Source organism: Klebsiella sp. HMSC25G12 (assembly GCF_001807705.1).
Classification (GTDB): domain Bacteria; phylum Pseudomonadota; class Gammaproteobacteria; order Enterobacterales; family Enterobacteriaceae; genus Klebsiella; species Klebsiella variicola.
The window spans coordinates 245,545-267,234 of record NZ_KV789927.1 but is presented as its reverse complement, the minus strand read 5'-3'; the positions used below and the strand labels follow the sequence as shown (position 1 = coordinate 267,234).

The window sequence follows — 21,690 nt, the reverse complement described above, 5'->3', positions numbered from 1 at the left end:
GAGGGAGAGGGAACCGTCCGGCTGGCGTTTAGACCTGCCAAGCGCAGCGCCGCCGGGCGAGATATCAGGCACGGTTCCCGTGATGTTGCCGGGTGGCGGCTGGCGCCTTACCCGGCCTACAAGATCCTCTCACAGGCTCACACCCCGCAGGCCCGGCAAGCGCAGCGCGACCTGGCCGTGTCATTCGCGGGCCAGCTTACGCTGGTTCTTTTGCCGCAGCTTTTTCGCCCGACTCTCCAGCAGCAGATAAGCCACCGTCGCCAGCAGCAGCGGCAGGAAATAATAGAGCGCGCGCCAGGCGAGCAGGGCGGCGATAATCGCGCCCTTCGAAATCTCCTCTCCGGAGAGCATGGCGATAAACACCGCCTCCAGCACGCCGATACCGGCCGGAATATGAACGATCACCCCGGCGATACTGCTCACCAGCAGCACCCCTAATACCAGGAAATAGTTAATTTCGCTGCCCAACAGCAGCCAGATTATCGCCCCCATCGCCATCCAGTTCGCCGCCGAAATCCCCATCTGCAGCAACGCGAAGCGCCAGGAGGGCAGCACCAGCCGCTGGCCTTTAATCGTCAGGTGACGGCGTTTGGCAAACGCGCAACCGAACAGATAGCAAAGCGTAAGGATCAGCATCACCCCGCCGATAATGCGCAGAGTGGTCTGGCTGATGTACCAGTGCGGCGGCAGCTTCACCAGATCCGCCGTAAATATCACCCCACCGAGCAGGATATAGCCCAGCCAGTTGGTGGTAATGCTTAATGAAAAAATACGGGTGATGGTGCCGCCGTTGAGCCCCAGCCGCGAGTACAGCCGGTAGCGCATGCCGATCCCGCCGACCCAGGTGCTGAGCGTCAGGTTAAAGGCATAGCAGATAAACGACACCAGCATCACCTGGCGTTTCGCCAGCTTATGCCCACAATAGGCCCGGCCAAGCAGATCGTAGCAGCCGTAGATCAGATAGCTGACGATGACCAGCGCAATAGCGCTAAACAAGGCCAGCCGATCGTAGCCGCGGATCACCTTCCACACGTCCTGCCAGTCGACTTTTTGCGCGTAAATCACCAGCAGGACGATCACCGCGATAAAAAAGAGCACGGTAAGTACTCTTTTCGCCATCCGCCAGCGGGGATGCGATTTGCTCATAGCGGATTATCCCTGGTTTGTGAGTCGACACGATCCTGGGTTTCAATCTCCGGCTGCACCGGCGGGCTGACCCTGGCCAGCCGCGGCGTATGGGCTGGTAGCCAGCCGACCCACGCCGGGAAGTGGCGCAGAAAGTGGAAGGCCATCACGCTGACGCCCAGCCGCCACCAGTTGCGTTTCGGCAGCATCGTTTTATCGATCCGCTGGCAATCCCTGGCGATAAGCCCGTTAAGGTTATCGCGCAGCGTCTGGTTAAACACCCGGTCGTGGATAATCAGATTGGCTTCCAGATTCAGCGACAGGCTCAATGGATCCAGGTTGCTCGACCCGACGGTGGCCCAGTGGTCATCCGCCAGGGCGACCTTGCCATGCAGCGGACGGCGGCGATATTCGTAGATCTGCACCCCGCCCTTAACGAGATAGTGATAGAGCAGGTGGGCGCCAAACTTCACAATCGGAATATCCGGCTCGCCCTGGACGATCAGCTTGACCCGCACGCCGCGTCGCGCAGCGTTGCGCATCGCATGCAGCAGGCGGTAGCCGGGAAAGAAATAGGCGTTGGCAATGATCACCTCCCGGCGGGCGCTGGTGAGCATCTTCAGGTAGTGGCGTTCGATATCGTCGCGGTGATCCTGGTTGTCGCGCCAGATGAACAGCGCCTGCGCCTCGCCGGGAGTCTGGTTGATCTCTGGCTGGTGGCGACGGCGGCGCCACCAGCGGCGGGCGGTTTCGCTGTTGGGCAGGTTCTCCAGCTCGAACTGGAGAATATCAAGCACCACCGGCCCCTCGACCTGCACCGCATAATCCTGTTTCGCCTCCGGGCCGTAGTCGCTCATATGCTCGGCGGAGTAGTTGATGCCGCCGACAAAGGCGGTGGTGTCGTCAATCACCACGATTTTACGGTGCATCCGACGGAACAGGTTGGTGCGCATCCCCATCAGCTTAGGGCGCGGATCGTAGTAGCGAAAAATCACCCCGGCGGCGGTCAGTTCGCCGACAAACTCATCGCTGAGATCCGGCGAGCCGTAGCCGTCAAGCAGCACCTCCACCTGAATACCGCGGCGGGCGGCTTTCAGCAGCACCGCGTGCAGCCGCCAGCCCACCTCATCTTCAAACCAGATAAAGGATTCGAGGATCACCCGCCGGCTGGCGCGACCAATAGCCGCAAACAGCGCCGGATAGTACTGGTCGCCGTTCTCCAGTAGCGTAATGCGGTTGCCTTCCTGCCAACGACATTTCACAAGTGTATCTCCACGCTAAGGGGCGCATGATCGGACAGATGCCGCCATTGTTTGAGGGCCAGCGCCTTCGGGTGGCTGGCGTGGGCGTTTTTGACATAAATACGATCGAGGCGCAGCAGCGGAAAACTGACCGGAAACGTACGCGCCGGCCGTCCGCGGGCGCGGGTAAAGATCTCTTCCAGCCCGGCTTGCGCTTTTAACGGCTGATTCGCCTGCTGACGCCAGTCGTTAAAATCCCCGGCCACCACCACCGGCTCACCGGCGGGGAGGGTATTGACCCATTCTGCCAGCATGGTCAACTGCGCCTGCCGTTGGTCGGCGCGTAAACCCAGGTGAACGCAGATCACATGGATCGTCACGCCGCTCTCTGGCGGCACGATGCGGCAGTAAAGCAGACCGCGTTTCTCGCCGTTGCCGACTGAAATATCCCGATTTTCATAGTATTCAATGGGAAAGCGCGACAGTACGGCATTGCCGTGGTGGCCTTCCGGATAGACTGCGTTGCGCCCGTAGGCGTAATCGCTCCACATGGTGTCGGCGAGAAATTCATAATGGGTGGTATCTGGCCAGTTCTCGATGTGCAGCGGGTGAACCTCGTGAGCGCCCATCACTTCCTGCAGGCAAACAATATCCGCGCTGACGCTGCGCACGGCGTCGCGCAACTCGGGCAAAATAAAACGCCGATTAAACGCCGTAAAGCCTTTATGGGTGTTAATTGTCAGCACGTTCAACGAAAATCCCGACGTTGGCTCAGCCATAATTCTCCAGTAAATGTCACTTTCCTGAATAAAATAGTGTAGTAGACGTCACAAAAAGATGCGGTGTTACGGAATTTTCCGTAAAGTGCGGTACTCTGAGTAGCAGAGAAAAATCCTTCAGGAGAGAAGCCATGAAGTGGCAACAACGTGTACGCGTCGCAACAGGTCTTAGTTGCTGGCAGATTATGTTGCATCTACTGGTCGTGGCAGTGCTGGTGATGGGATGGATGAGCGGCGCGCTGGTACGCGTCGGATTGGGGCTGTGCGTCCTCTATAGCGTCACGCTGCTGGCGATGCTGTTTTTGCAGCGTCACCACGAGGCGCGCTGGCGCGATGTGGGAGACTTCCTTGAGGAGCTCACCACCACCTGGTACTTTGGCGCGGCCATGATAGCGCTGTGGCTGCTGTCGCGCGTGCTGCACAACAACCTGCTGCTGGCCCTCGCCGGGCTGGTGATACTGGCAGGCCCGGCGGTGGTCTCGCTGCTGGCGAAAGATAAAAAACTACGCAATCTTTCTTCGGAACATCGCATACGCCGCTGAGCCGGTGGTGGCCGCTATGACCAGTAGCGGCCACAAACTTCCCCACACAATCTTCAGACTCGCATCCTTCAGATAAATTTGCTTGGTGATATCGGTAAAATGGCGGATCGGGTTTATCCAGGTCAGATCCTGCAGCCACTGCGGCATATTTTCCACCGGTGAAACGTAGCCCGAAAGCAGGATCGCCGGCATCATAAAGACGAACACGCCGATAAACGCCTGCTGCTGGGTGGCGCACAGCGATGAAATCAATAAACCGAAGCCCACCAGCGATAAGCCATAAATCACCATCGTGAAATAGAACAGCAGCAGCGAGCCGGCAAACGGGATCTGATAGGCCCAGATACCAATCGCCAGCACGATAGTCGCCTGCAGGGTGGCGACGATCAGCGCCGGCACTGCTTTGCCAACGAAGATTTGCCAGGTGGCGAGGGGCGAGACCAGCAGCTGATCGAGGGTACCCTGTTCGCGCTCACGGGCCACCGACAACGACGTCACGATCATCACTCCGATGGTGGTGATCATGGCGATAAGCGACGGCACCACGAACCACTTATAGTCGAGATTCGGGTTGTACCAATTGCGCACCACCAGTTCGCTGTTGTTCGGCTTCGCTTTCCCCTCCAGCAGCTCCTGCTGATAGTTTTTTACGATCTGCTGCAGGTAGTTGGCGGCGATTTGCGCGCTGTTGGAGTTGCGCCCGTCGAGCAGGAGCTGCAGCGGGGCGGTTTGATAGTTGTCGAGATTACGCGAGAAATCCGCCGGGAAGCGTACCACCAGCAGGGCTTTTTGTTCATCGATGGTCGGCTGGATAGCCTGCGGGCTTTTCAGCAACAGGACGTGGGTAAAGGCTTTGGCGCGGGCGAAGCGCTGAGTGAGTTCCACCGCGTGGCGGCCGCTGTCTTCGTTGTAGATGGCGATGGTGGCGTTGGTCACCTCCAGCGTCGCGGCAAAGGGAAACAACAATACCTGAATCAGCACCGGCATGATTAAAATTGCCCGCGTTTGCGGCTCGCGCAGCAGCGACTGCAGCTCTTTGCGGATCAATGTCCATAAACGGTGAAACATAATTGCTCCTTTGGCCCATTCAACCACGCCGGGCGGCACTGCGTTTGCCCGGCCTGGGGGATCGGCGAACCGTATAATCGATGTTGGTTAAACCGTAGGCCCGGTCAGCGCAGCGCCACCGGGCAAAACCTAATCCAGACGCCGCTTGGTTTTTAACCACGTCAGGCCGATAAACATCACCGCCGACGCAATCAAAAACAGCACATTCACCAGCAGCACCACCGGAATATTGCCCGCCAGAAACAGGCTTTGCAGGGTGTTGACGAAATAGCGCGCCGGGATCACGTAGGTCACCGCGCGGATCACCGCCGGCATACTGTCTATCTGGAAAATAAACCCGGACAGCATAATCGACGGTAAAAACGCGGCATTCAGCGCCACCTGCGCGGCGTTAAACTGGTTGCGGGTAATGGTTGAGATCAGCAGCCCCATCCCCAGGGTGCTGAGCAAAAACAGACTGGTGATGACAAACAGGATCGGCAGCGAGCCGCGATAGGGCACGCCGAGAATAAATACCGACACCAGCATACAGAGCAACATCGCCAGCATGCCGAGGAAATAGTAGGGAATGAGCTTGCACAGCAGCAGTTCGGCGCGGGTGATCTCCGTCGACAGCAGCGCCTCCATGGTGCCGCGCTCCCATTCGCGCGCCACCACCAGCGAGGTCAGGATCGCGCCGACCACGGTCATGATGATGGTAATTGCGCCGGGGATAATAAAGTGCTGGCTAATAGCCGCCGGGTTAAACCAGTAGCGCATCTGCACGTCGATCAGCGGTTCAAAGGTTTCGCCGCGGTCTTCCGCCCGCTGCTGCTGCCAGATCTGCCAGATACCTTCCACGTAGCCCTGAGCGAAGTTGGCGGTATTGGGCTCGCTGCCGTCGGTGATGAGCTGCAGCGGTGCGTCGGCGCCGGCGCGGGCCATCTGGCGGTCGAAGTCCACCGGAATGACCACCATGGCGCGGATGCGCCCGGCCTGCATCATTTGAATCAGTTGCTGGCGATTATCGCTGACCGTGGCGTCGATATAGGGCGAGCCGGTCATGGTATGGACGAAATCCAGCGCCTCTTCGCTCTGTTGCTCCAGCAATACGCCGACCCGCAGTTTGCTGGAGTCGAGGTTAATGCCATAGCCGAAGATAAACAGCAGGAGTAGCGGGATCACCACCGCGATCAGCCAGCTGCTGGGATCGCGGACGATCTGCCGGGTCTCTTTCACGCACAGGGCGCGGACCCGCCGCCAGGAGAGAATGCTATTGCTCATGGCTATTCTCCTTATCCCAGCGGTTAATCAGGGTAATGAACGCCTGCTCCATGGTCGGGTCCGTCTGGCTGTCATCCGCTGCCTGGGCCTTCAGCGCGTCCGGGGTGCCGCTGGCGATAAGTTTACCGTGGTAAACCAGCCCGATACGGTCGCAGTATTCCGCCTCATCCATAAAGTGGGTGGTCACCATCACCGTCACCCCTTTATCGACCATGCTGTTGATATGCAGCCAGAACTCGCGGCGGGTGAGGGGGTCGACGCCGGAGGTCGGTTCATCGAGAAACAGAATATCGGGCTCATGCATCAGCGAGCAGGCCAGCGCCAGCCGCTGCTTGTAGCCGAGCGGCAGCTCGTCGGCGGCGTGACGGGCGATACTTTTCAGGCCAAAGGCATCGCTCATTCGGGCGATTTTTTCATTTTGCGCCCGGCCGCGCAGGCCATAGACGCCGGAGAAAAAGCGCAGGTTCTGCTCGACGCTGAGGTTGCCGTACAGCGAAAATTTTTGCGCCATATAGCCCAGATGCTGGCGCGCCTTGCCAGAGCTGACCTTAAGATCCATCCCCAGCACCAGCGCTTTGCCGGAGGTGGGCACCAGCAGGCCGCACATCATTTTGAAGGTGGTGGATTTCCCGGCGCCGTTGGGGCCGAGCAGGCCGAAAATTTCACCGCGCTTAACCTGGAAATCGACGTGGTCGGTAGCGGCGAAATCACCAAACTTTTTCGTTAACGACTGGGCTTCAATGACCGTTTCGTCTTTGCTGCCGTCAACACGATGGATAATCGCTCCCAACGGCGATTCGGCGGTTCCCGCTCCGCCGAGCAGATCGATAAACGCATCTTCAAAGCGCGGCGCGGTGTCGGCCACCTGCAGCGGCGGCATGTCGCCATGCTGCTGGACTTCCTCAATGCGGGCGTCCTTTTTCAGGATCAAGCGCACCGATTTGCCCTGGATCACGCCATCGCTGACCTGCGGCAGCTTCAGCGCCCGCTGCAGCAGACGGCGGTTGTTTTCCTGTGGGCTGGAGACGAGGAAACTGCGCCCGGCCATGGTTTGCGTCAGCGCCGTCGGCTCACCCTGGTAGAGCAGTTTGCCTTCGTTCATCAGCAGCACGTCGCGGCATTGTTCCGCTTCATCGAGATAGGAGGTGCTCCACAGGATCAGCATGCCGTCGCCGGCCAGCTCGTGCACCATCTGCCACAGCTCGCGGCGCGAGATAGGGTCGACGCCGACGCCGGGCTCATCCAGCAGCAGTACTTTCGGGTCGCCCACCAGGGTACAGGCGAGCCCCAGCTTTTGCTTCATGCCGCCGGAAAGCTTGCCTGCCAGCCGTTCGGTGAACGGGCCAAGGGAGGTGAACTCCAGCAGACGGTCGAAAATTTTCTTCCGCGCCTCGCCGGTGACGCTGCGCAGGTCGGCGTACAGGGTCAGGTTTTCCATCACCGTCAGATCTTCATACAGGCCGAACTTCTGCGGCATATAGCCGAGCACCGCGTGCAGGGCGCTGTCGTCTTTTAGCGGGTCGAAGCCGATCACGCTGGCGCGGCCCTCATCAGGCTTGAGCAAACCGGCCAGCATTCGCATCAGGGTGGTTTTCCCCGCGCCGTCGGGCCCCACCAGCCCGGTGACGTAGCCGGCGTGGATCGTGCAGGTGAGCGGCGCCACCGCTGGCCTGTCCATTCCGGGAAAACGGCGGCTCAGACCGTTTAAGGCAATGATGGCCTCACTCATGTCCGTTCCCGTGGTTAAAAGAGACGGTCACCGGCATCCCCTGGCGCAGGGCGCCGTCGGCATCGTTCACCACAATACGCAGACGATAAACGAGGTCGGTACGCAGATCCGGCGTTTCAACGGTCTTCGGCGTGAATTCAGCGCTTGGCGAGACAAAGCCGATTTTGCCGTGATAGGGCTTATCCGGCCGGCTGTCGGTATACAGCAGCACTTCACGTCCCGGCTGCGCCTGACCAAGGTTTTTTTCGTCAACATAGGCGCGGACCCATACCGGATGGGTTAACGACAGCGTCAGTACGGTGCCGCCGGCGTTGAGCATGGTGCCGGGCTCGACGGCGCGGGTCATCAGCGTACCGTCGGAAGGGGCGGTGAGCACGGTATCGTGCAGGTCCAGTTTGGCCTGGGCCAGCGCCGCCTGCGCCTGTTCCAGACTGGCTTTGGCCTGGGCAATCTCCTGCGGGCGGTTACCGGCGCGATACTGACGCAGTTTATCCTGCGCCGATTTGAGCGTTGCCTGCGCCTGGTCGCGTGAGGAGCGGGCGTTCTCCAGATCGTTGGCGGAAATCGCGCTGCTGGCGCGCAGCCCGAGCTGGCGCTGATAAAAGTTTTGCGCATAGTCGTAAGCGGCCTGCGCCTGTTTCACCGCCGCCGCGGCCTGGGCAATCTCTTCCGCGCGGTAGCCGGCCATCATCAGGTCATACTGCGCCTGGGCGGTGGAGACGTTGGCCTGGGCCTGCAGCAGGGCATTTTCATAAGGCGCGCGATCAAGCTCGCCGAGAGTTTGCCCGGCGCGGATGCTGTCGCCTTCGTCGACGGTCAGCGAAGCCAGTCTGCCGCCGACGCGGAAGCTCATGTTGACGGTGCGGATATCGACATTGCCATACAGGGTCAGCGGCTGCTGCCGGCTGCTCTGGTACCACCACCAGCCGCCGCCCAGCGCGGCGAGAAGAATCACGATCAACAGAATGACGACGACGGGTTTTTTCATCAGCCCAAACTCCTTTGCGATAACCCATGCAGAATGAAATCGATATGACAGGTAATGACCTCGAAAATCTGTTCGGTCTTTTGCGCGTCAAACTGCGTCCAGCCGGTGCGCAGCAGGATGGTTTCACGCCCAAGACGGAAAGCCAGCACCTCGCCCAGCAGGGCGTGGGTGTGGAGGATCATTTGCGTATCACCGGCATCGCGGCCTGTCCAGGCGGCAATCAGCCGGGTGAGATAGTGGTGCAGGGGGGCGATCACCTGCTGGTGGATCAGATGGTAGGCGGCGGTCGGCGCCAGCTGCTCACGGGAAATGAATTTGCTTAAGTTGACCGTATCATCCTGGGTCAGCAGCAGGATCATGTTATGGCAGGCGTTGAGAATGAGGGCGCGTATTGCCTGGCGATCCGGCGACTTCCCGGCGAGCAGGGCCTCCGCCGCTTCGGCCTGTGGGCGAAAATTGTCGCCGATAAAATCGGCGATCCATTGGGCACAGGCGAGATATAAGTCGTCTTTCGAGCCAAAATAATAGGTGATAGCGGCGATATTCTGCCCGGCCTGGGCGGCGATATCGCGGGTGGTGGCATGCTGACCATACTCGCCAAACTGGGCGATAGCGGCCGCGATAAGCTGATTTTTTGCCTGTTCGCCTTTACTGGTCATCGCGCTCGGTAAAAGTTAATCAATCGATTGATTAACTTTAGGCCTCGATCGGCGGTTTGTCCACCAGCCGGGATCAAATATGGAACCCTTCCTCCTTCAGCTCCCCGGCGACCCAGGCGAAGAAACGCTGGACCTTCTCCTTCTGTTCATTGGCATGGGGAAGAACGAAGTGGTGCGCGCCGACCGGCATACTCCGCTCGTCGTCAAATACCGGCGTCAGCTGCCCCTGACGCACGTGCCCGCCGGCCAGCAGATTGCTTTCGAGGATCACGCCCATCCCCATTCTGGCCGCCTCGATGCTCATGTACGACCGGTCGAAATTAAAAATGAAGTTTTTATGCCAGCCGCGGACCTTGTGCCACGACAGCCAACTGCTCCAGTTAATTAAGGTGCTGTCGGAGTGGATCAGATCGCAGGCCAGCAGATCTTCCACCGCATGCACAGGATGGCTGGCTAAATAAGACGCTGCGCTGTAGGGCAGGACGCACTCATTTTTAATGGTTCTGACCAACAGCGTTGGCCACTGTGATAGCCCGTGACGAATATCGATATCAATATTATCCCGGGAGAACTGGATGCTTTCGTAGGAACAGGTCAGGCTGATTTTTAACTCCGGCCACGCCTGGCGAAATTTATCCAGGCGAGGCATCAACCACAGCAGGCCGAAGCTCGGCGCCGAGTGAATACGTAAATAATCCTGATGGATATCATTGATCACCTGGCTGGTGGCCTGGCCAATCATATTCAGCGCCCCGGAGACCTCTTTGAGATATTTTTCTCCCACCGCCGTTAACATGACGCCTTTACTGCTGCGGGAGAACAGTTTTTTCCCCAGAAAGTGCTCCAGGCTGGCTATCTGATGGCTGACCGCCGAGGCGGTAATATTGAGATTCTCTGCGGCCAGGTTGAGGCTGCCGGTAGCGGCGACTTCAATAAAGGCCTGGATATTGCGTAAAGAGGGCATCGGCAAATTTTTATTGGGCAGCGGTTGACTCATGGCAGCATCCTGGGCAGGGCGTTTCTAAAAGAAAATAGCGAACAGCGTGGCGCAGTCGTGATAGCCAGCATAGGGAAAAGGAAAAAAATGATTTTAATTTGTGATGGGCTTAACAATTTATCTCGTTAAAAGCGCGCGTGTCAGTAAAGACTAAAAATTTGCGGGAAGTCACTAACTCAATTTTTCTCAATCATAATTGAGGTTTTTTGAATACCGTTTCATTTTGGGGTTGTTATATTCCTCTCACAGGCCTGATCACAAACGGCGATGCGTTGAGATCGCCATTATAAAACACCTAACCACCTGTTTAGCTGAGCGAAAAGATATTTATCTTTTGCTGCTGTATGGAAAGTGAAAACGCGGTGATCCGAAGCGGCAACGGGCAGCGAAGTGGATGAGGTATAAGATGAGGAAACCCTATGTCACGTATAGATACACTAGTCTGTACTGACGCCAGGAAAACGAAATATCGTTTCGTGGTTTTGACGATGATTTTCCTGGTGTATGCCATCAATTACGCCGACAGAACCAATATTGGCGCGGTTCTGCCGTTTATCATTGATGAGTTTCATATCAATAATTTTGAAGCCGGGGCCATCGCCAGTATGTTTTTCCTCGGCTATGCGGTAAGCCAGATCCCGGCCGGTTTTTTCATCGCCAAACGCGGTACCCGGGGGCTGGTTTCGCTGTCCATTTTCGGCTTCTCCGCCTTTACCTGGCTGATGGGCACGGTGAGCTCCGTGTTTGGCCTGAAGCTGGTGCGGCTGGGACTGGGGCTAAGCGAAGGGCCTTGCCCGGTGGGGCTGGCTTCCACCATAAATAACTGGTTTCCACCAAAAGAGAAAGCCACAGCAACCGGCGTTTACATCGCGGCGACCATGTTTGCGCCGATTATTGTCCCGCCGCTGGCGGTGTGGATTGCGGTGACCTGGGGCTGGCGGTGGGTCTTTTTCTCCTTCGCGATACCCGGGATTGTGGCAGCGATAGCCTGGTATCTATTGGTGAAGTCAAAGCCATCAGAAAGCGGATTTGTTTCACAAAGTGAACTGGCAGAGATTAATGCCGGGCGTGAAAGTCATAATAATAGCGTACGCGAAAATATATTAATTGCCGATCGATTCACCTGGCTGGATAAAATCATTCGGGTAAAGAAGATGGCGCCAATTGATACGGCGAAAGGCTTATTCACCTCAAAAAATATTCTCGGTGACTGCCTGGCGTATTTTATGATGGTTAGCGTGCTGTACGGATTATTAACCTGGATCCCGCTGTACTTAGTCAAAGAGCGTGGCTTTGATGTAATGAGTATGGGTTTCGTGGCCAGTATGCCGTGCATCGGCGGCTTTATTGGCGCGATTGGCGGCGGGTGGATTTCAGATAAAGTCCTGGGCCGCCGACGTAAACCCACCATGATGTTTACTGCTGTGTCAACGGTGGTCATGATGTTAATTATGCTGAATATCCCGGCAAGCACCCTGGCGGTCTGTATTGGATTATTTTTTGTCGGTTTTTGTTTGAATATCGGCTGGCCGGCTTTTACCGCCTACGGTATGGCCGTTTCGGACAGCAAAACCTATCCAATCGCCTCTTCCATAATTAATAGCGGCGGCAACCTCGGTGGATTTGTCGCGCCGATGGCAGCCGGTTTCTTACTTGATAAAACCGGGAGTTTTAATTCTGTATTTACCTATTTTGGTATCTGCGCCGCCATTGGTTTGGTGGTGATTCTTTTCCTCGATGAACCACAATAACGGAAATATATCCTGTTAATTAATATGACGTAATGTCATGGAGTGAAACTATGTTATTAGAAGATAAAGTCGCCATTATTACTGGCGCGGCCTCCGCTCGCGGTTTGGGTTTCGCCACCGCGAAATTATTCGCCGACAACGGCGCGAAAGTGGTCATTATCGACCTCAATGGTGAAGCCAGCAAAACCGCGGCGGCGGCATTAGGCGAAGGCCATCTCGGCCTGGCGGCGAACGTCGCTGATGAAGTGCAGGTACAGGCGGCCATCGAACAAATTCTGGCGAAATATGGCCGGGTTGATGTGCTGGTGAATAACGCCGGGATTACCCAGCCGCTGAAGCTGATGGAGATCAAGCGCGCCAACTATGACGCGGTACTTGATGTCAGCCTGCGCGGTACGCTGCTGATGTCGCAGGCGGTTATTCCCACCATGCGGGCGCAAAAATCCGGCAGCATCGTCTGCATCTCGTCCGTTTCCGCCCAGCGCGGCGGCGGTATCTTCGGCGGCCCGCACTACAGCGCGGCAAAAGCCGGGGTGCTGGGTCTGGCGCGGGCGATGGCGCGCGAGCTTGGCCCGGATAACGTCCGCGTTAACTGCATCACCCCGGGGCTGATTCAGACCGACATTACCGCCGGCAAGCTGACCGACGACATGACGGCCAACATTCTTGCCGGGATCCCAATGAACCGCCTCGGCGACGCGGTAGACATCGCGCGCGCCGCGCTGTTCCTCGGCAGCGACCTCTCTTCCTACTCCACCGGTATCACCCTGGACGTTAACGGCGGCATGTTAATTCACTAAGCGAGGCAAACAGATGAAGATGACCGAATCACAAAAAGTCGCCGCGGCGGCGTGGCGTATTCGCCGTTACGCCCTGCAAATGGGGGAAGTGCAGGGGCAGGGCTATATCGGCCAGGCGCTGGGCTATGCCGATGTGCTGGCCACCGCCTTCAGCCACGCCATGACCTATCGTCCGGAAGATCCCGAGTGGGAGGGGCGCGATCGCTTCCTGCTCTCTCATGGCCATTACGCTATCGCTTATTATGCCGCGCTGCTGGAGGCGGGCATTATCCCGGAAGCCGAGCTGGAAACTTACGGCTCCGACGACAGCCGCCTGCCGATGTCCGGCATGGCGACCTACACCCCGGGGATGGAGATGTCCGGCGGTTCGCTGGGACAGGGGCTGTCCATTGCCGTCGGCATGGCGCTAGGGCTGCGGCAGAAACAGAGCACGGCCTGGGTCTATAACTCCATGTCCGATGGGGAGCTGGACGAAGGGTCGACCTGGGAAGCGGCGATGTCGGCGGCTCACTATGGCCTGAGCAACCTGATTAACCTTGTCGACGTCAACAAACAGCAGGCGGACGGTGATTCGCGCAAAATCCTCGGCTTTGAGCCGCTGCAGGATAAATGGGCCGCCTTCGGCTGGTACGTACAGCGCGTGGACGGTAACGATCTGCCGGCGGTGATGGCCGCTTTTGACAACGCGAAAAGTTATTCCGGCAACCAGCCGCGGGTCATTTTATGCGACACGCTGATGGGCAAAGGGGTGCCGTTCCTCGAAACCCGCGATAAAAACCATTTTATTCGCGTCGATGCCGACGAATGGCAAAAAGCGATTGCGGTGCTGGATGCTAACAAACCAGAAGGAGTGCTGTAATGAGCCAGAGTCAACCCCGTTTAAAAACGTCGGCGATGATCGCCTCGATTGCCGATGAGGGCCAGGCGACCATCTCTGCGCCCTTCGGCGTCGCGCTGTCAAAACTGGCGGCGCAGCGTCCGGAAATCGTCGGCATGACCGCGGACCTGTCAAAATATACCGATCTGCATATTTTCGCCCAGGCCTTCCCGGATCGTTTCTTCCAGATGGGCATGGCCGAGCAGCTGCTGATGGCGGCGGCGGGGGGAATGGCGAAGGAGGGATTTATTCCTTTCGCCACCACCTATGCCGCCTTTGCAACCCGTCGCGCCTATGATTTTATTCATCAGGTCATCGCTGAAGAGCATCTGAACGTGAAGATCTGCGCGGCGCTGCCGGGCCTGACGACCGGTTATGGCCCCAGCCATCAGGCCACTGAAGATCTGGCGATTATGCGCGGTATCCCCGGCATGGTCATCGTCGATCCTTGCGATGCGCTGGAGATAGAGCAGGCGGTGCCGGCCATTGCCGATCACCAGGGGCCGGTGTATATGCGCCTGCTGCGCGGTAAGGTGCCGCTGGTGCTGGATAAATACGACTATCAGTTCGAACTGGGTAAAGCAAAGCTGCTGGAGGACGGCAACGATGTGCTGATCATCTCCTCCGGGCTGATGACCATGCGCGCGCTGGAGGCGGTTGAAAAGCTGCGGGCCGATAACATCAGCGTGGCGGTCCTGCACGTGCCGACCATCAAACCGCTGGATGAAAAAGCGATTATTGAACAGGCGTCGAAGCCAGGTCGTCTGGTGGTGACTGCGGAAAACCACACCGCGGTCGGCGGCCTGGGGGAGGCGGTGGCCGCGCTGTTGATGCGTAAGGGTGTGCGCTGTGAGCTGGATACTGTGGGGCTGCCCGACGCGTTCCTGTTAGCCGGCGCGCTGCCGACCCTTCACGATCGCTACGGCATCTCCACCGCGAAGATCGTTGAAAAACTTAAGTATCGTCTGCGTTAATCGCTTTGCCATGACGCACCAGGCCGCTGAGCTCGCTCAGCGGCCTTCTCATGCCCGCCAGCCAGGCGCGGTATTCTTTTGCAGATTTTATGCGGCCTGTCACAAAATCTGCTAGACTGCGCCCCTTCATGGCATTGTGGTTTTTGCCATCTCTTATCGCAATAATCTCCCTGAAAACTACGCCCTTCACCGGGCCGGGGCGGTTCGGAGTTGTTATGTCTTTTGATTCCCTTGGCCTGAATCCCGATATCCTGCGCGCTGTCGCTGAGCAGGGCTACGTTGAGCCGACCCCTATCCAACAGCAGGCGATCCCGGCAGTAATGCAGGGGCGCGACCTGATGGCCAGCGCCCAGACCGGTACCGGTAAGACGGCGGGCTTTACCCTGCCGCTGCTGCAGCGCCTGATTGACAAAGAGCCGCACGCAAAGGGTCGCCGTCCGGTACGCGCGCTGATCCTGACCCCGACCCGTGAGCTGGCGGCGCAGGTGGGCGAGAACGTCCGCGATTACAGCAAGTACCTGAATATTCGCTCGCTGGTGGTATTCGGCGGCGTGAGCATCAACCCGCAGATGATGAAGCTGCGCGGTGGCGTCGACATCCTCGTTGCCACCCCGGGCCGTCTGCTGGACCTCGAACATCAGAACGCGGTCAGCCTTGATAGCGTGGAAATCCTTGTGCTGGACGAAGCGGACCGCATGCTGGATATGGGCTTTATCCATGACATCCGTCGCGTACTGGCTAAACTGCCGGCGCGTCGACAGAACCTGCTGTTCTCGGCCACCTTCTCCGACGAGATCAAGGGCCTGGCCGAGAAACTGCTGCACAACCCGCTGGAAGTGGAAGTGGCGCGTCGCAACACCGCGTCCGAGCAGATCACCCAGCACGTCCATTTCGTTGATAAGAACCGCAAGCGCGAACTGTTGTCGCAGCTGATCGGCGAAGGCAACTGGCAGCAGGTGCTGGTGTTTACCCGCACCAAGCATGGCGCCAACCACCTCGCGGAGCAGCTTAATAAAGACGGCATCCGCAGCGCGGCGATCCATGGCAACAAGAGCCAGGGAGCGCGTACCCGCGCGCTGGCCGACTTTAAATCCGGCGGCATTCGCGTGCTGGTGGCGACCGATATCGCCGCCCGTGGTCTGGATATCGAAGAGCTGCCGCACGTGGTGAACTACGAGCTGCCGAACGTACCGGAAGATTACGTCCACCGTATCGGCCGTACCGGTCGCGCGGCGGCCACCGGTGAAGCCTTGTCGCTGGTGTGTGTGGATGAGCATAAGCTGCTGCGCGATATCGAGCGCCTGCTGAAAAAAGAGATCCCGCGCATCGCGATTGCCGGCTATGAGCCGGATCCGTCCATTAAAGCCGAACCTATCCAGAACGGTCGCCAGCAGCGCGGCGGCGGTCGTGGGCAAGGTCAGGGACGCGGTGGCCAGGGTCAGGGACGCAGCGGACAGCCGCGCAGCCAGAACAGCGCCCCGCGCCGTCAGGACGGCGAGGCGCCGAAAGCGCGTACGCAGGACGGCAAACCGCCGCGCCGCCGTCGTCCGCGTAAACCGGCTGGCGAATAACACGCTGATGCCCCGGCCGCGATAACGCGGCCCGGCTCAGGCCCGTCTGTCCGCTACGCGGCGGCGGGCCTTTTTCTTTCCATTACACTATTTGTCGAGCACGCTTCCACACTCAGCAGAAAGCAATACCTCCAGGCGGGCAAAAATGGCACAATAGTGGCTGTTTATACAGTATTCAGGTTTTCTCATGGCTTTGACCGCTGCGCTGAAAGCGCAAATCGCCGCCTGGTATAAGGCGCTTCAGGAACAGATCCCGGACTTTATTCCCCGCCCCCCGCAGCGGCAGATGATCGCCGATGTGGCGAAAACCCTCGCCGGGGAAGAGGGCAGGCATCTGGCTATCGAAGCGCCGACCGGCGTAGGTAAAACGCTGTCATACCTGATCCCGGGCATCGCCATCGCCCGGGAGGAACAAAAAACGCTGGTGGTCAGCACCGCCAACGTCGCCCTGCAGGATCAAATCTACAGTAAAGACCTGCCGCTGCTGCGTAAAATTATTCCCGACCTGCGCTTTACCGCCGCCTTCGGTCGTGGGCGCTACGTCTGTCCGCGTAACCTGACGGCGCTGGCCAGCACCGAGCCGTCGCAGCAGGATCTGCTGGCCTTCCTCGATGACGATCTCACCCCGAACAACCAGGCCGAGCAGAAGCTGTGTGCGACCCTGAAGCAGGACCTCGACAGCTACCGCTGGGACGGCCTGCGCGATCATACCGATAAAGCCATCGATGACGCGCTGTGGAGCCGGCTGAGCACCGATAAGGCCAGCTGCCTGAACCGCAACTGCCACTACTATCGCGAGTGCCCGTTCTTCGTGGCACGGCGGGAAATTCAGGAGGCGGAAGTGGTGGTGGCCAACCATGCGCTGGTGATGGCGGCGATGGAGAGCGAGGCAGTGCTGCCGGAGCCGAAAAACCTGCTGTTGGTCCTCGATGAAGGCCATCATCTGCCGGACGTCGCCCGCGACGCGCTGGAGATGAGCGCTGAGATCACCGCCCCCTGGTTTCGCCTGCAGCTGGATCTGTTCTGCAAGCTGGTCGCCACCTGCATGGAGCAGTTTCGTCCGAAAACCACACCGCCGCTGGCCAATCCGGAGCGGCTCACCGGCCATTGCGAAGAGCTGTTCGAGCTGATTGCGTCGTTGAATAATATTCTCAATCTCTACATGCCCGCCGGTCAGGAAGCGGAGCATCGCTTCCCGATGGGCGAACTGCCGCAGGAGGTGATGGAGATCTGCCAGCGGCTGGCGAAGCTCACCGAGATGCTGCGCGGGCTGGCGGAGCTGTTTCTTAACGATCTCAGCGAAAAGACCGGCAGCCATGACGTGGTGCGCCTGCATCGGGTGCTGCTGCAGATGAACCGCGCGCTCGGCATGTTTGAAAGCCAAAGCAAGCTATGGCGCCTGGCGTCGCTGGCGCAATCCTCAGGCGCGCCGGTAACCAAATGGGCGACGCGAGTGGTGCGCGACGGCCAGATCCATGTCTGGTTCCACTGTGTCGGCATCCGCGTCAGCGATCAGCTGGAACGGCTGCTGTGGCGCAGCGTACCGCATATCGTCGTGACGTCAGCGACGCTGCGCTCGCTAAACAGCTTCTCGCGCCTGCAGGAGATGAGTGGTCTGAAGGAGAAAGCGGGTGACCGCTTCGTGGCGCTGGATTCGCCGTTCAACCACGTGGAGCAGGGGAAAATTATTATTCCTCAAATGCGCTATGAACCGCTGATGGATAACGAAGAGCAGCACATTGCCGAGATGGCGGCCTATTTTCGCCAGCAGGTAGAGAGCAAGAAACATCTCGGGATGCTGGTGCTGTTTGCCAGCGGGCGGGCGATGAACCGCTTCCTGGAGCATGTGACCGATCTGCGCCTGATGCTGCTGGTGCAGGGCGACCAGCCGCGCTATCGGCTGGTGGAGCTGCATCGCAAACGGGTGGAAAGCGGCGAGCGCAGCGTGCTGGTGGGTCTGCAGTCCTTTGCCGAAGGGCTGGATTTAAAGGGTGATCTGCTAAGCCAGGTACATATCCATAAAATCGCCTTTCCGCCCATCGACAGCCCGGTGGTGATCACCGAAGGCGAATGGCTGAAAAGCCTTAATCGTTACCCTTTCGAGGTACAGAGTTTGCCCAGCGCCTCCTTTAATCTTATTCAGCAGGTGGGGCGTCTGATCCGCAGCCATCACTGCTGGGGAGAGGTGGTGATTTACGATAAGCGTCTGTTGACCAAAAACTATGGCGCGCGTCTACTGAACGCGTTACCTGTTTTTCCCATAGAGCAGCCGGGCGTCCCGGAGGTTATAGTAAAACGGAAAGCAAAACAGACAGCAAAACAGTCAGGCCGCAAACGTCGCTGACGCCGGCGCGTGATGCACCAGGGGGAGCCATGGAGTACAGCAAAATTATAAAAGAGGTGGGTCGCGGTAAGAATCATGCCCGCGACCTCGATGAAGAGACCGCCCGTGCGCTCTATGCGCGGATGCTGGACGGCGAGGTGCCGGAGCTGGAGCTGGGGGGAATATTAATCGCCCTGCGCATCAAAGGCGAAGGCGAAGCGGAGATGAAAGGGTTTTACGCGGCGATGCAGCAGCATACGCTGCGCCTGACCCCGCCGGCCGGCAAGCCGATGCCGATTGTCATCCCCAGCTACAACGGCGCGCGCAAGCAGGCGAACCTGACGCCGCTGCTGGCGATGCTTCTGCACAAGCTGGGGTTTCCGGTGGTGGTTCACGGCGTCAGTCACGATCCCACCCGGGTGCTGACCGAGACCATTTTTACCCTGCTGGATATTCCGGCCACCCGGCACGCCGGACAGGCTCAGGCGCAGCTGGAGGGCCATGAACCGGTGTATATCCCGGTGGGGGCTTTCTGTCCGCCGCTGGAGAAACAGCTGGCGATGCGCTGGCGGATGGGCGTGCGCAACAGCGCCCATACCCTGGCCAAGCTGGCTACACCGTTTGGCGAAGCGGAGGCATTGCGTCTCTCCAGCGTGTCGCATCCGGAATATGTTCCGCGGGTGGCGAACTTCTTTCGTGAGACCGGTGGCCGCGCGCTGTTGATGCACGGTACCGAGGGCGAAGTGTATGCCAACCCGCAGCGCTGCCCGCAGATCAGCCTGATCGATGAGCAGGGCGTGCGGGTGCTGTACGAACGCCAGACTGAGACGGCAGCGGAGGCGGTGGTCCTGCCGGCCTCGAAAGATCCTGAGGTCACCGCGCGCTGGATCGAGCGCTGCGTCGCCGGCGTTGAACCGGTGCCCCACTCGTTGAAAATTCAGCTTGCCTGTTGTCTGCTGGCCAGCGGGGAAGTCACCACCCTGGAACAGGGCCTCAGCCGCGTCAACGACTGCTGGTGATCGGATCTGCAGGATAAAAAAAAGCCCGTCCGGTGGCTCGGACGGGCAAGGCAAGGGTATTAAAGGTCTTTTCAGGGTTAATTCAGTGGCTTACAGAGGGAACAGCGATTATTTATAGATAACCGCAGTACCGCTCAGTTTGTTGTTGGTGTTAGCGGAAGTAATGCTGTAGCCGGTCGCGCCAGCGGCTTCGGCTTTAGCAGCCAGTTTTGCTTCCAGACCATCTAAAGTGGTTGCGCCTTGCGCAGACACCACACCGATTTTATTCATGCTTTCAGCCTGAGCGGGGGTGACCGGTTCGGCGGCAAAGGCGCCGAAGGAAAGGGCGGTCAGAGCGATGGCAGCGGCAGCATATTTGATGTTTTTCATAGTTAATCTCTCGCAGGTTGTTCTGTTCAGGGGACGATGTTCCGTCGATGTGATAAGTATCACGCTTTTTTGCGGGAGATAAAATCGAAGGAAATTCACAGTCTTCATCGAATTTTTTGAATGATTAATAACTTACTGATTATTAATAAATTATTTCTCATTCTTTTCGTCACGAAGCGTAGCGAGGAAGACCGACGCGTTTAAGGGCACATATTGCGACTTTTTCCGCCAAAAAATGTGCGCGAAAAGATAATGCGAAAGGCTGTCATGAACGGTAAAGGAAAGTCAGCGTAGCTGGCTATCCTTGGATCCGCGACGATTATATCCTGAAAATGTATTGTTATGTAAATCTTTCTCCTGCTGGCACTTCACGCAATATCTGACCCCTGGGATGGCCTGTCGACGGGCCTCCGGAATCGGCTCTCCACATTCATCACAAAATTTGTTGCTTTCGCCGCGCGGAAGCTCACGGCGCGCGCGAGCCACCGCATCGTCAATGGTGCTGTCGATCTGATCCTGAACGGCCCCATCGCCTGCCCAACCTGATGCCATCGTCTGCCTCCTGTGAAAGGTTATTGATAAATTATAGCTGAACCGTGCAGTCGGTTACCGCTACTGGCGGCATTGACCCGCCAGGCTATCGCCCCCTGGCGGTGGGCCTTATCCGCGAGGGCGGCCACCAGATCATCAAGGGTGCTGGCACCGGAGGCGGAGACGGTGCCGACAGGGCGGAGCGGCCCGGCATAGGGCAGTACGGGTGTCGGTGGCAGGGGAGAGGCCGCGGTGGCATGAGCGGTGAGCGCAGCGGCGAATAGCAGCGAGGTGATTTTCATCAGCATATCCTCATAAACAGCATGGGACATAGCTTAAGTGTAGGTCTTTCCCGACCGTGCGATAGGGAATTTTTAATGCAAAACAAGGCGTTTAGTAGGCTACCGGCGCAGGGCAGCGGTACTCTGGCCGGTAGATTATTTAGCGGGCGTCAGGGCGGATCATGTCAAAACGCAGACTATCATCAATACTGTAATAGGCGCTCGGACCTCCGGCGCGCAGGATCGGCTGGGCGCGGGCGGTTTGATAGATGCCGTTGTCCAGCAGTGATTCATCAATATGCACGGCGACCACTTCGCCGAGCACCAACCACGTATCAACAGGGTTACCGTCGGCGGTGGTGAGTTGAATACATTGCGACAGACGGCACTCAAAGTTCACCGGGCTCTCCGCGACCCGGGGGGCGCTGACCAGGCGGCTGGCGGCGGCGGTGAGGCCGGCGCGCACGAACTCGTCCTCATGGTGCGGGATCGAGGCAGACGTTTCATTCATCGCCACGGCCAGCGGTCGCGTCGCCAGGTTCCAGACGAACTCCTTCGTCTCGACAATATTTCGCACGCTGTCTTTCCAGCCGCTGCTGGCGAAACCAATGATCGGCGGGCGATAGTTAAAGCAGTTAAAAAAGCTGTATGGCGCCAGATTTCGCTGGCCCTCGGCGTCCTGCGAGGCGATCCAGCCTATCGGGCGAGGCCCGATTATCGCGTTCAGCGGGTCATGCGGCAGGCCGTGGCCCTGCGAAGGTTGATAAAAGTACATGCTGCACCTGTCACGGATAAAGGAGATA

General features: G+C 58.4%; 21 protein-coding genes. 8 read left to right on the top strand and 13 right to left on the bottom strand.

Annotated features, from left to right (window positions below; translation table 11 throughout):
* Window positions 1-180: 180 nt before the first annotated feature.
* Genes HMPREF3096_RS27875 through HMPREF3096_RS27865 form a run of 3 tightly spaced genes read right to left on the bottom strand, consistent with a single transcriptional unit; the run spans window position 181 to window position 3,145 of the window.
* Complete coding sequence (locus HMPREF3096_RS27875) at window positions 181-1,146, bottom strand: lysylphosphatidylglycerol synthase domain-containing protein (RefSeq protein WP_023322254.1); 966 nt, start codon at window positions 1,144-1,146, stop codon at window positions 181-183.
* Complete coding sequence (gene clsB / locus HMPREF3096_RS27870; protein WP_008805753.1) at window positions 1,143-2,387, bottom strand: cardiolipin synthase ClsB; 1,245 nt, start codon at window positions 2,385-2,387, stop codon at window positions 1,143-1,145. Before clsB ends, HMPREF3096_RS27875 begins: the two co-directional genes overlap by 4 nt.
* The gene (locus HMPREF3096_RS27865; protein ID WP_008805754.1) at window positions 2,384-3,145 is read right to left on the bottom strand and encodes an endonuclease/exonuclease/phosphatase family protein; all 762 of its coding nucleotides are present in this window, start codon (window positions 3,143-3,145) and stop codon (window positions 2,384-2,386) included. The genes clsB and HMPREF3096_RS27865 overlap by 4 nt, the downstream gene beginning before the upstream one ends.
* Window positions 3,146-3,276: 131 nt before the next feature.
* Between HMPREF3096_RS27865 and HMPREF3096_RS27860 the strand changes: the two genes are divergently transcribed.
* Window positions 3,277-3,687, top strand: a complete 411-nt coding sequence (locus tag HMPREF3096_RS27860) for a YbhQ family protein (RefSeq protein ID WP_012542390.1) — start codon at window positions 3,277-3,279, stop codon at window positions 3,685-3,687.
* On the opposite strand, the gene HMPREF3096_RS27855 is transcribed toward HMPREF3096_RS27860, so the two are convergent.
* The 6 genes from HMPREF3096_RS27855 to HMPREF3096_RS27830 form a co-directional block, all read right to left on the bottom strand.
* On the bottom strand, window positions 3,649-4,755 hold the full coding sequence (locus tag HMPREF3096_RS27855; protein WP_012542389.1) for an ABC transporter permease: 1,107 nt from the start codon (window positions 4,753-4,755) through the stop codon (window positions 3,649-3,651). The genes HMPREF3096_RS27860 and HMPREF3096_RS27855 overlap by 39 nt on opposite strands.
* Window positions 4,756-4,884: 129 nt before the next feature.
* Window positions 4,885-6,018 (bottom strand): ABC transporter permease, encoded by a 1,134-nt coding sequence (locus HMPREF3096_RS27850; protein ID WP_008805757.1) that lies wholly within the window; start codon window positions 6,016-6,018, stop codon window positions 4,885-4,887.
* The gene (locus HMPREF3096_RS27845; protein ID WP_012968663.1) at window positions 6,008-7,747 is read right to left on the bottom strand and encodes an ATP-binding cassette domain-containing protein; all 1,740 of its coding nucleotides are present in this window, start codon (window positions 7,745-7,747) and stop codon (window positions 6,008-6,010) included. The genes HMPREF3096_RS27850 and HMPREF3096_RS27845 overlap by 11 nt, the downstream gene beginning before the upstream one ends.
* A complete protein-coding gene (hlyD, locus tag HMPREF3096_RS27840; protein ID WP_008805759.1) occupies window positions 7,740-8,735 on the bottom strand; it encodes a secretion protein HlyD in 996 nt (331 codons plus the stop codon). The genes HMPREF3096_RS27845 and hlyD overlap by 8 nt, the downstream gene beginning before the upstream one ends.
* Window positions 8,735-9,394: a transcriptional regulator CecR gene (cecR, locus tag HMPREF3096_RS27835; RefSeq protein WP_008805760.1), complete on the bottom strand. Its 660-nt coding sequence runs from the start codon at window positions 9,392-9,394 to the stop codon at window positions 8,735-8,737. The genes hlyD and cecR overlap by 1 nt, the downstream gene beginning before the upstream one ends.
* Before the next feature lie 73 nt (window positions 9,395-9,467).
* Window positions 9,468-10,391, bottom strand: a complete 924-nt coding sequence (locus HMPREF3096_RS27830; RefSeq protein ID WP_012542386.1) for a LysR substrate-binding domain-containing protein — start codon at window positions 10,389-10,391, stop codon at window positions 9,468-9,470.
* A 419-nt stretch (window positions 10,392-10,810) separates the two neighbouring features.
* Between HMPREF3096_RS27830 and HMPREF3096_RS27825 the strand changes: the two genes are divergently transcribed.
* The 7 genes from HMPREF3096_RS27825 (at window position 10,811) to ybiB (ending at window position 19,706) form a co-directional block, all read left to right on the top strand.
* Entirely contained in the window at window positions 10,811-12,142 is a 1,332-nt protein-coding gene (locus tag HMPREF3096_RS27825; RefSeq protein ID WP_012542385.1) for an MFS transporter, read from the top strand.
* A gap of 50 nt (window positions 12,143-12,192) precedes the next feature.
* The gene (locus HMPREF3096_RS27820; protein WP_016160530.1) at window positions 12,193-12,942 is read left to right on the top strand and encodes an SDR family NAD(P)-dependent oxidoreductase; all 750 of its coding nucleotides are present in this window, start codon (window positions 12,193-12,195) and stop codon (window positions 12,940-12,942) included.
* Between the two features lie 13 nt (window positions 12,943-12,955).
* Entirely contained in the window at window positions 12,956-13,801 is an 846-nt protein-coding gene (locus tag HMPREF3096_RS27815) for a transketolase (RefSeq protein WP_023297255.1), read from the top strand.
* On the top strand, window positions 13,801-14,793 hold the full coding sequence (locus HMPREF3096_RS27810; protein WP_008805765.1) for a transketolase family protein: 993 nt from the start codon (window positions 13,801-13,803) through the stop codon (window positions 14,791-14,793). The genes HMPREF3096_RS27815 and HMPREF3096_RS27810 overlap by 1 nt, the downstream gene beginning before the upstream one ends.
* Before the next feature lie 215 nt (window positions 14,794-15,008).
* Entirely contained in the window at window positions 15,009-16,364 is a 1,356-nt protein-coding gene (gene rhlE, locus HMPREF3096_RS27805) for an ATP-dependent RNA helicase RhlE (protein ID WP_008805766.1), read from the top strand.
* 187 nt (window positions 16,365-16,551) lie between these two features.
* Window positions 16,552-18,708, top strand: a complete 2,157-nt coding sequence (gene dinG, locus HMPREF3096_RS27800; RefSeq protein ID WP_008805767.1) for an ATP-dependent DNA helicase DinG — start codon at window positions 16,552-16,554, stop codon at window positions 18,706-18,708.
* 29 nt (window positions 18,709-18,737) lie between these two features.
* The gene (gene ybiB / locus HMPREF3096_RS27795) at window positions 18,738-19,706 is read left to right on the top strand and encodes a DNA-binding protein YbiB (protein WP_008805768.1); all 969 of its coding nucleotides are present in this window, start codon (window positions 18,738-18,740) and stop codon (window positions 19,704-19,706) included.
* 108 nt (window positions 19,707-19,814) lie between these two features.
* Here ybiB and ybiJ read toward each other — a convergent pair whose 3' ends face one another.
* The 4 genes from ybiJ to HMPREF3096_RS27775 form a co-directional block, all read right to left on the bottom strand.
* A complete protein-coding gene (ybiJ, locus tag HMPREF3096_RS27790; RefSeq protein ID WP_004176772.1) occupies window positions 19,815-20,075 on the bottom strand; it encodes a DUF1471 family protein YbiJ in 261 nt (86 codons plus the stop codon).
* Window positions 20,076-20,360: 285 nt separating this feature from the next.
* On the bottom strand, window positions 20,361-20,627 hold the full coding sequence (locus tag HMPREF3096_RS27785) for a DksA/TraR family C4-type zinc finger protein (protein ID WP_002895824.1): 267 nt from the start codon (window positions 20,625-20,627) through the stop codon (window positions 20,361-20,363).
* A 20-nt stretch (window positions 20,628-20,647) separates the two neighbouring features.
* Window positions 20,648-20,908 carry a YdgH/BhsA/McbA family protein gene (locus tag HMPREF3096_RS27780; RefSeq protein ID WP_016160534.1) on the bottom strand — a complete coding sequence of 87 codons (261 nt, stop codon included), beginning with the start codon at window positions 20,906-20,908 and terminating at the stop codon, window positions 20,648-20,650.
* A 139-nt stretch (window positions 20,909-21,047) separates the two neighbouring features.
* A complete protein-coding gene (locus tag HMPREF3096_RS27775) occupies window positions 21,048-21,662 on the bottom strand; it encodes a flavin reductase family protein (protein WP_012968656.1) in 615 nt (204 codons plus the stop codon).
* Window positions 21,663-21,690 lie beyond the last annotated feature (28 nt).

What these genes read in the sequence shown, in the direction of transcription:
- rhlE (WP_008805766.1), top strand. Translation starts at nt 15,009, where the DNA reads ATGTCTTTTGATTCCCTTGGCCTGAATCCCGATATCCTGCGCGCTGTC.
- HMPREF3096_RS27780 (WP_016160534.1), bottom strand. Translation starts at nt 20,908, where the DNA reads ATGAAAATCACCTCGCTGCTATTCGCCGCTGCGCTCACCGCTCATGCC.
- HMPREF3096_RS27850 (WP_008805757.1), bottom strand. Translation starts at nt 6,018, where the DNA reads ATGAGCAATAGCATTCTCTCCTGGCGGCGGGTCCGCGCCCTGTGCGTG.
- ybiB (WP_008805768.1), top strand. Translation starts at nt 18,738, where the DNA reads ATGGAGTACAGCAAAATTATAAAAGAGGTGGGTCGCGGTAAGAATCAT.
- HMPREF3096_RS27815 (WP_023297255.1), top strand. Translation starts at nt 12,956, where the DNA reads ATGAAGATGACCGAATCACAAAAAGTCGCCGCGGCGGCGTGGCGTATT.
- dinG (WP_008805767.1), top strand. Translation starts at nt 16,552, where the DNA reads ATGGCTTTGACCGCTGCGCTGAAAGCGCAAATCGCCGCCTGGTATAAG.
- HMPREF3096_RS27785 (WP_002895824.1), bottom strand. Translation starts at nt 20,627, where the DNA reads ATGGCATCAGGTTGGGCAGGCGATGGGGCCGTTCAGGATCAGATCGAC.
- HMPREF3096_RS27775 (WP_012968656.1), bottom strand. Translation starts at nt 21,662, where the DNA reads ATGTACTTTTATCAACCTTCGCAGGGCCACGGCCTGCCGCATGACCCG.
- HMPREF3096_RS27830 (WP_012542386.1), bottom strand. Translation starts at nt 10,391, where the DNA reads ATGAGTCAACCGCTGCCCAATAAAAATTTGCCGATGCCCTCTTTACGC.
- HMPREF3096_RS27860 (WP_012542390.1), top strand. Translation starts at nt 3,277, where the DNA reads ATGAAGTGGCAACAACGTGTACGCGTCGCAACAGGTCTTAGTTGCTGG.
- HMPREF3096_RS27825 (WP_012542385.1), top strand. Translation starts at nt 10,811, where the DNA reads ATGTCACGTATAGATACACTAGTCTGTACTGACGCCAGGAAAACGAAA.
- HMPREF3096_RS27820 (WP_016160530.1), top strand. Translation starts at nt 12,193, where the DNA reads ATGTTATTAGAAGATAAAGTCGCCATTATTACTGGCGCGGCCTCCGCT.
- HMPREF3096_RS27865 (WP_008805754.1), bottom strand. Translation starts at nt 3,145, where the DNA reads ATGGCTGAGCCAACGTCGGGATTTTCGTTGAACGTGCTGACAATTAAC.
- HMPREF3096_RS27855 (WP_012542389.1), bottom strand. Translation starts at nt 4,755, where the DNA reads ATGTTTCACCGTTTATGGACATTGATCCGCAAAGAGCTGCAGTCGCTG.
- cecR (WP_008805760.1), bottom strand. Translation starts at nt 9,394, where the DNA reads ATGACCAGTAAAGGCGAACAGGCAAAAAATCAGCTTATCGCGGCCGCT.
- hlyD (WP_008805759.1), bottom strand. Translation starts at nt 8,735, where the DNA reads ATGAAAAAACCCGTCGTCGTCATTCTGTTGATCGTGATTCTTCTCGCC.
- HMPREF3096_RS27875 (WP_023322254.1), bottom strand. Translation starts at nt 1,146, where the DNA reads ATGAGCAAATCGCATCCCCGCTGGCGGATGGCGAAAAGAGTACTTACC.
- ybiJ (WP_004176772.1), bottom strand. Translation starts at nt 20,075, where the DNA reads ATGAAAAACATCAAATATGCTGCCGCTGCCATCGCTCTGACCGCCCTT.
- HMPREF3096_RS27810 (WP_008805765.1), top strand. Translation starts at nt 13,801, where the DNA reads ATGAGCCAGAGTCAACCCCGTTTAAAAACGTCGGCGATGATCGCCTCG.
- HMPREF3096_RS27845 (WP_012968663.1), bottom strand. Translation starts at nt 7,747, where the DNA reads ATGAGTGAGGCCATCATTGCCTTAAACGGTCTGAGCCGCCGTTTTCCC.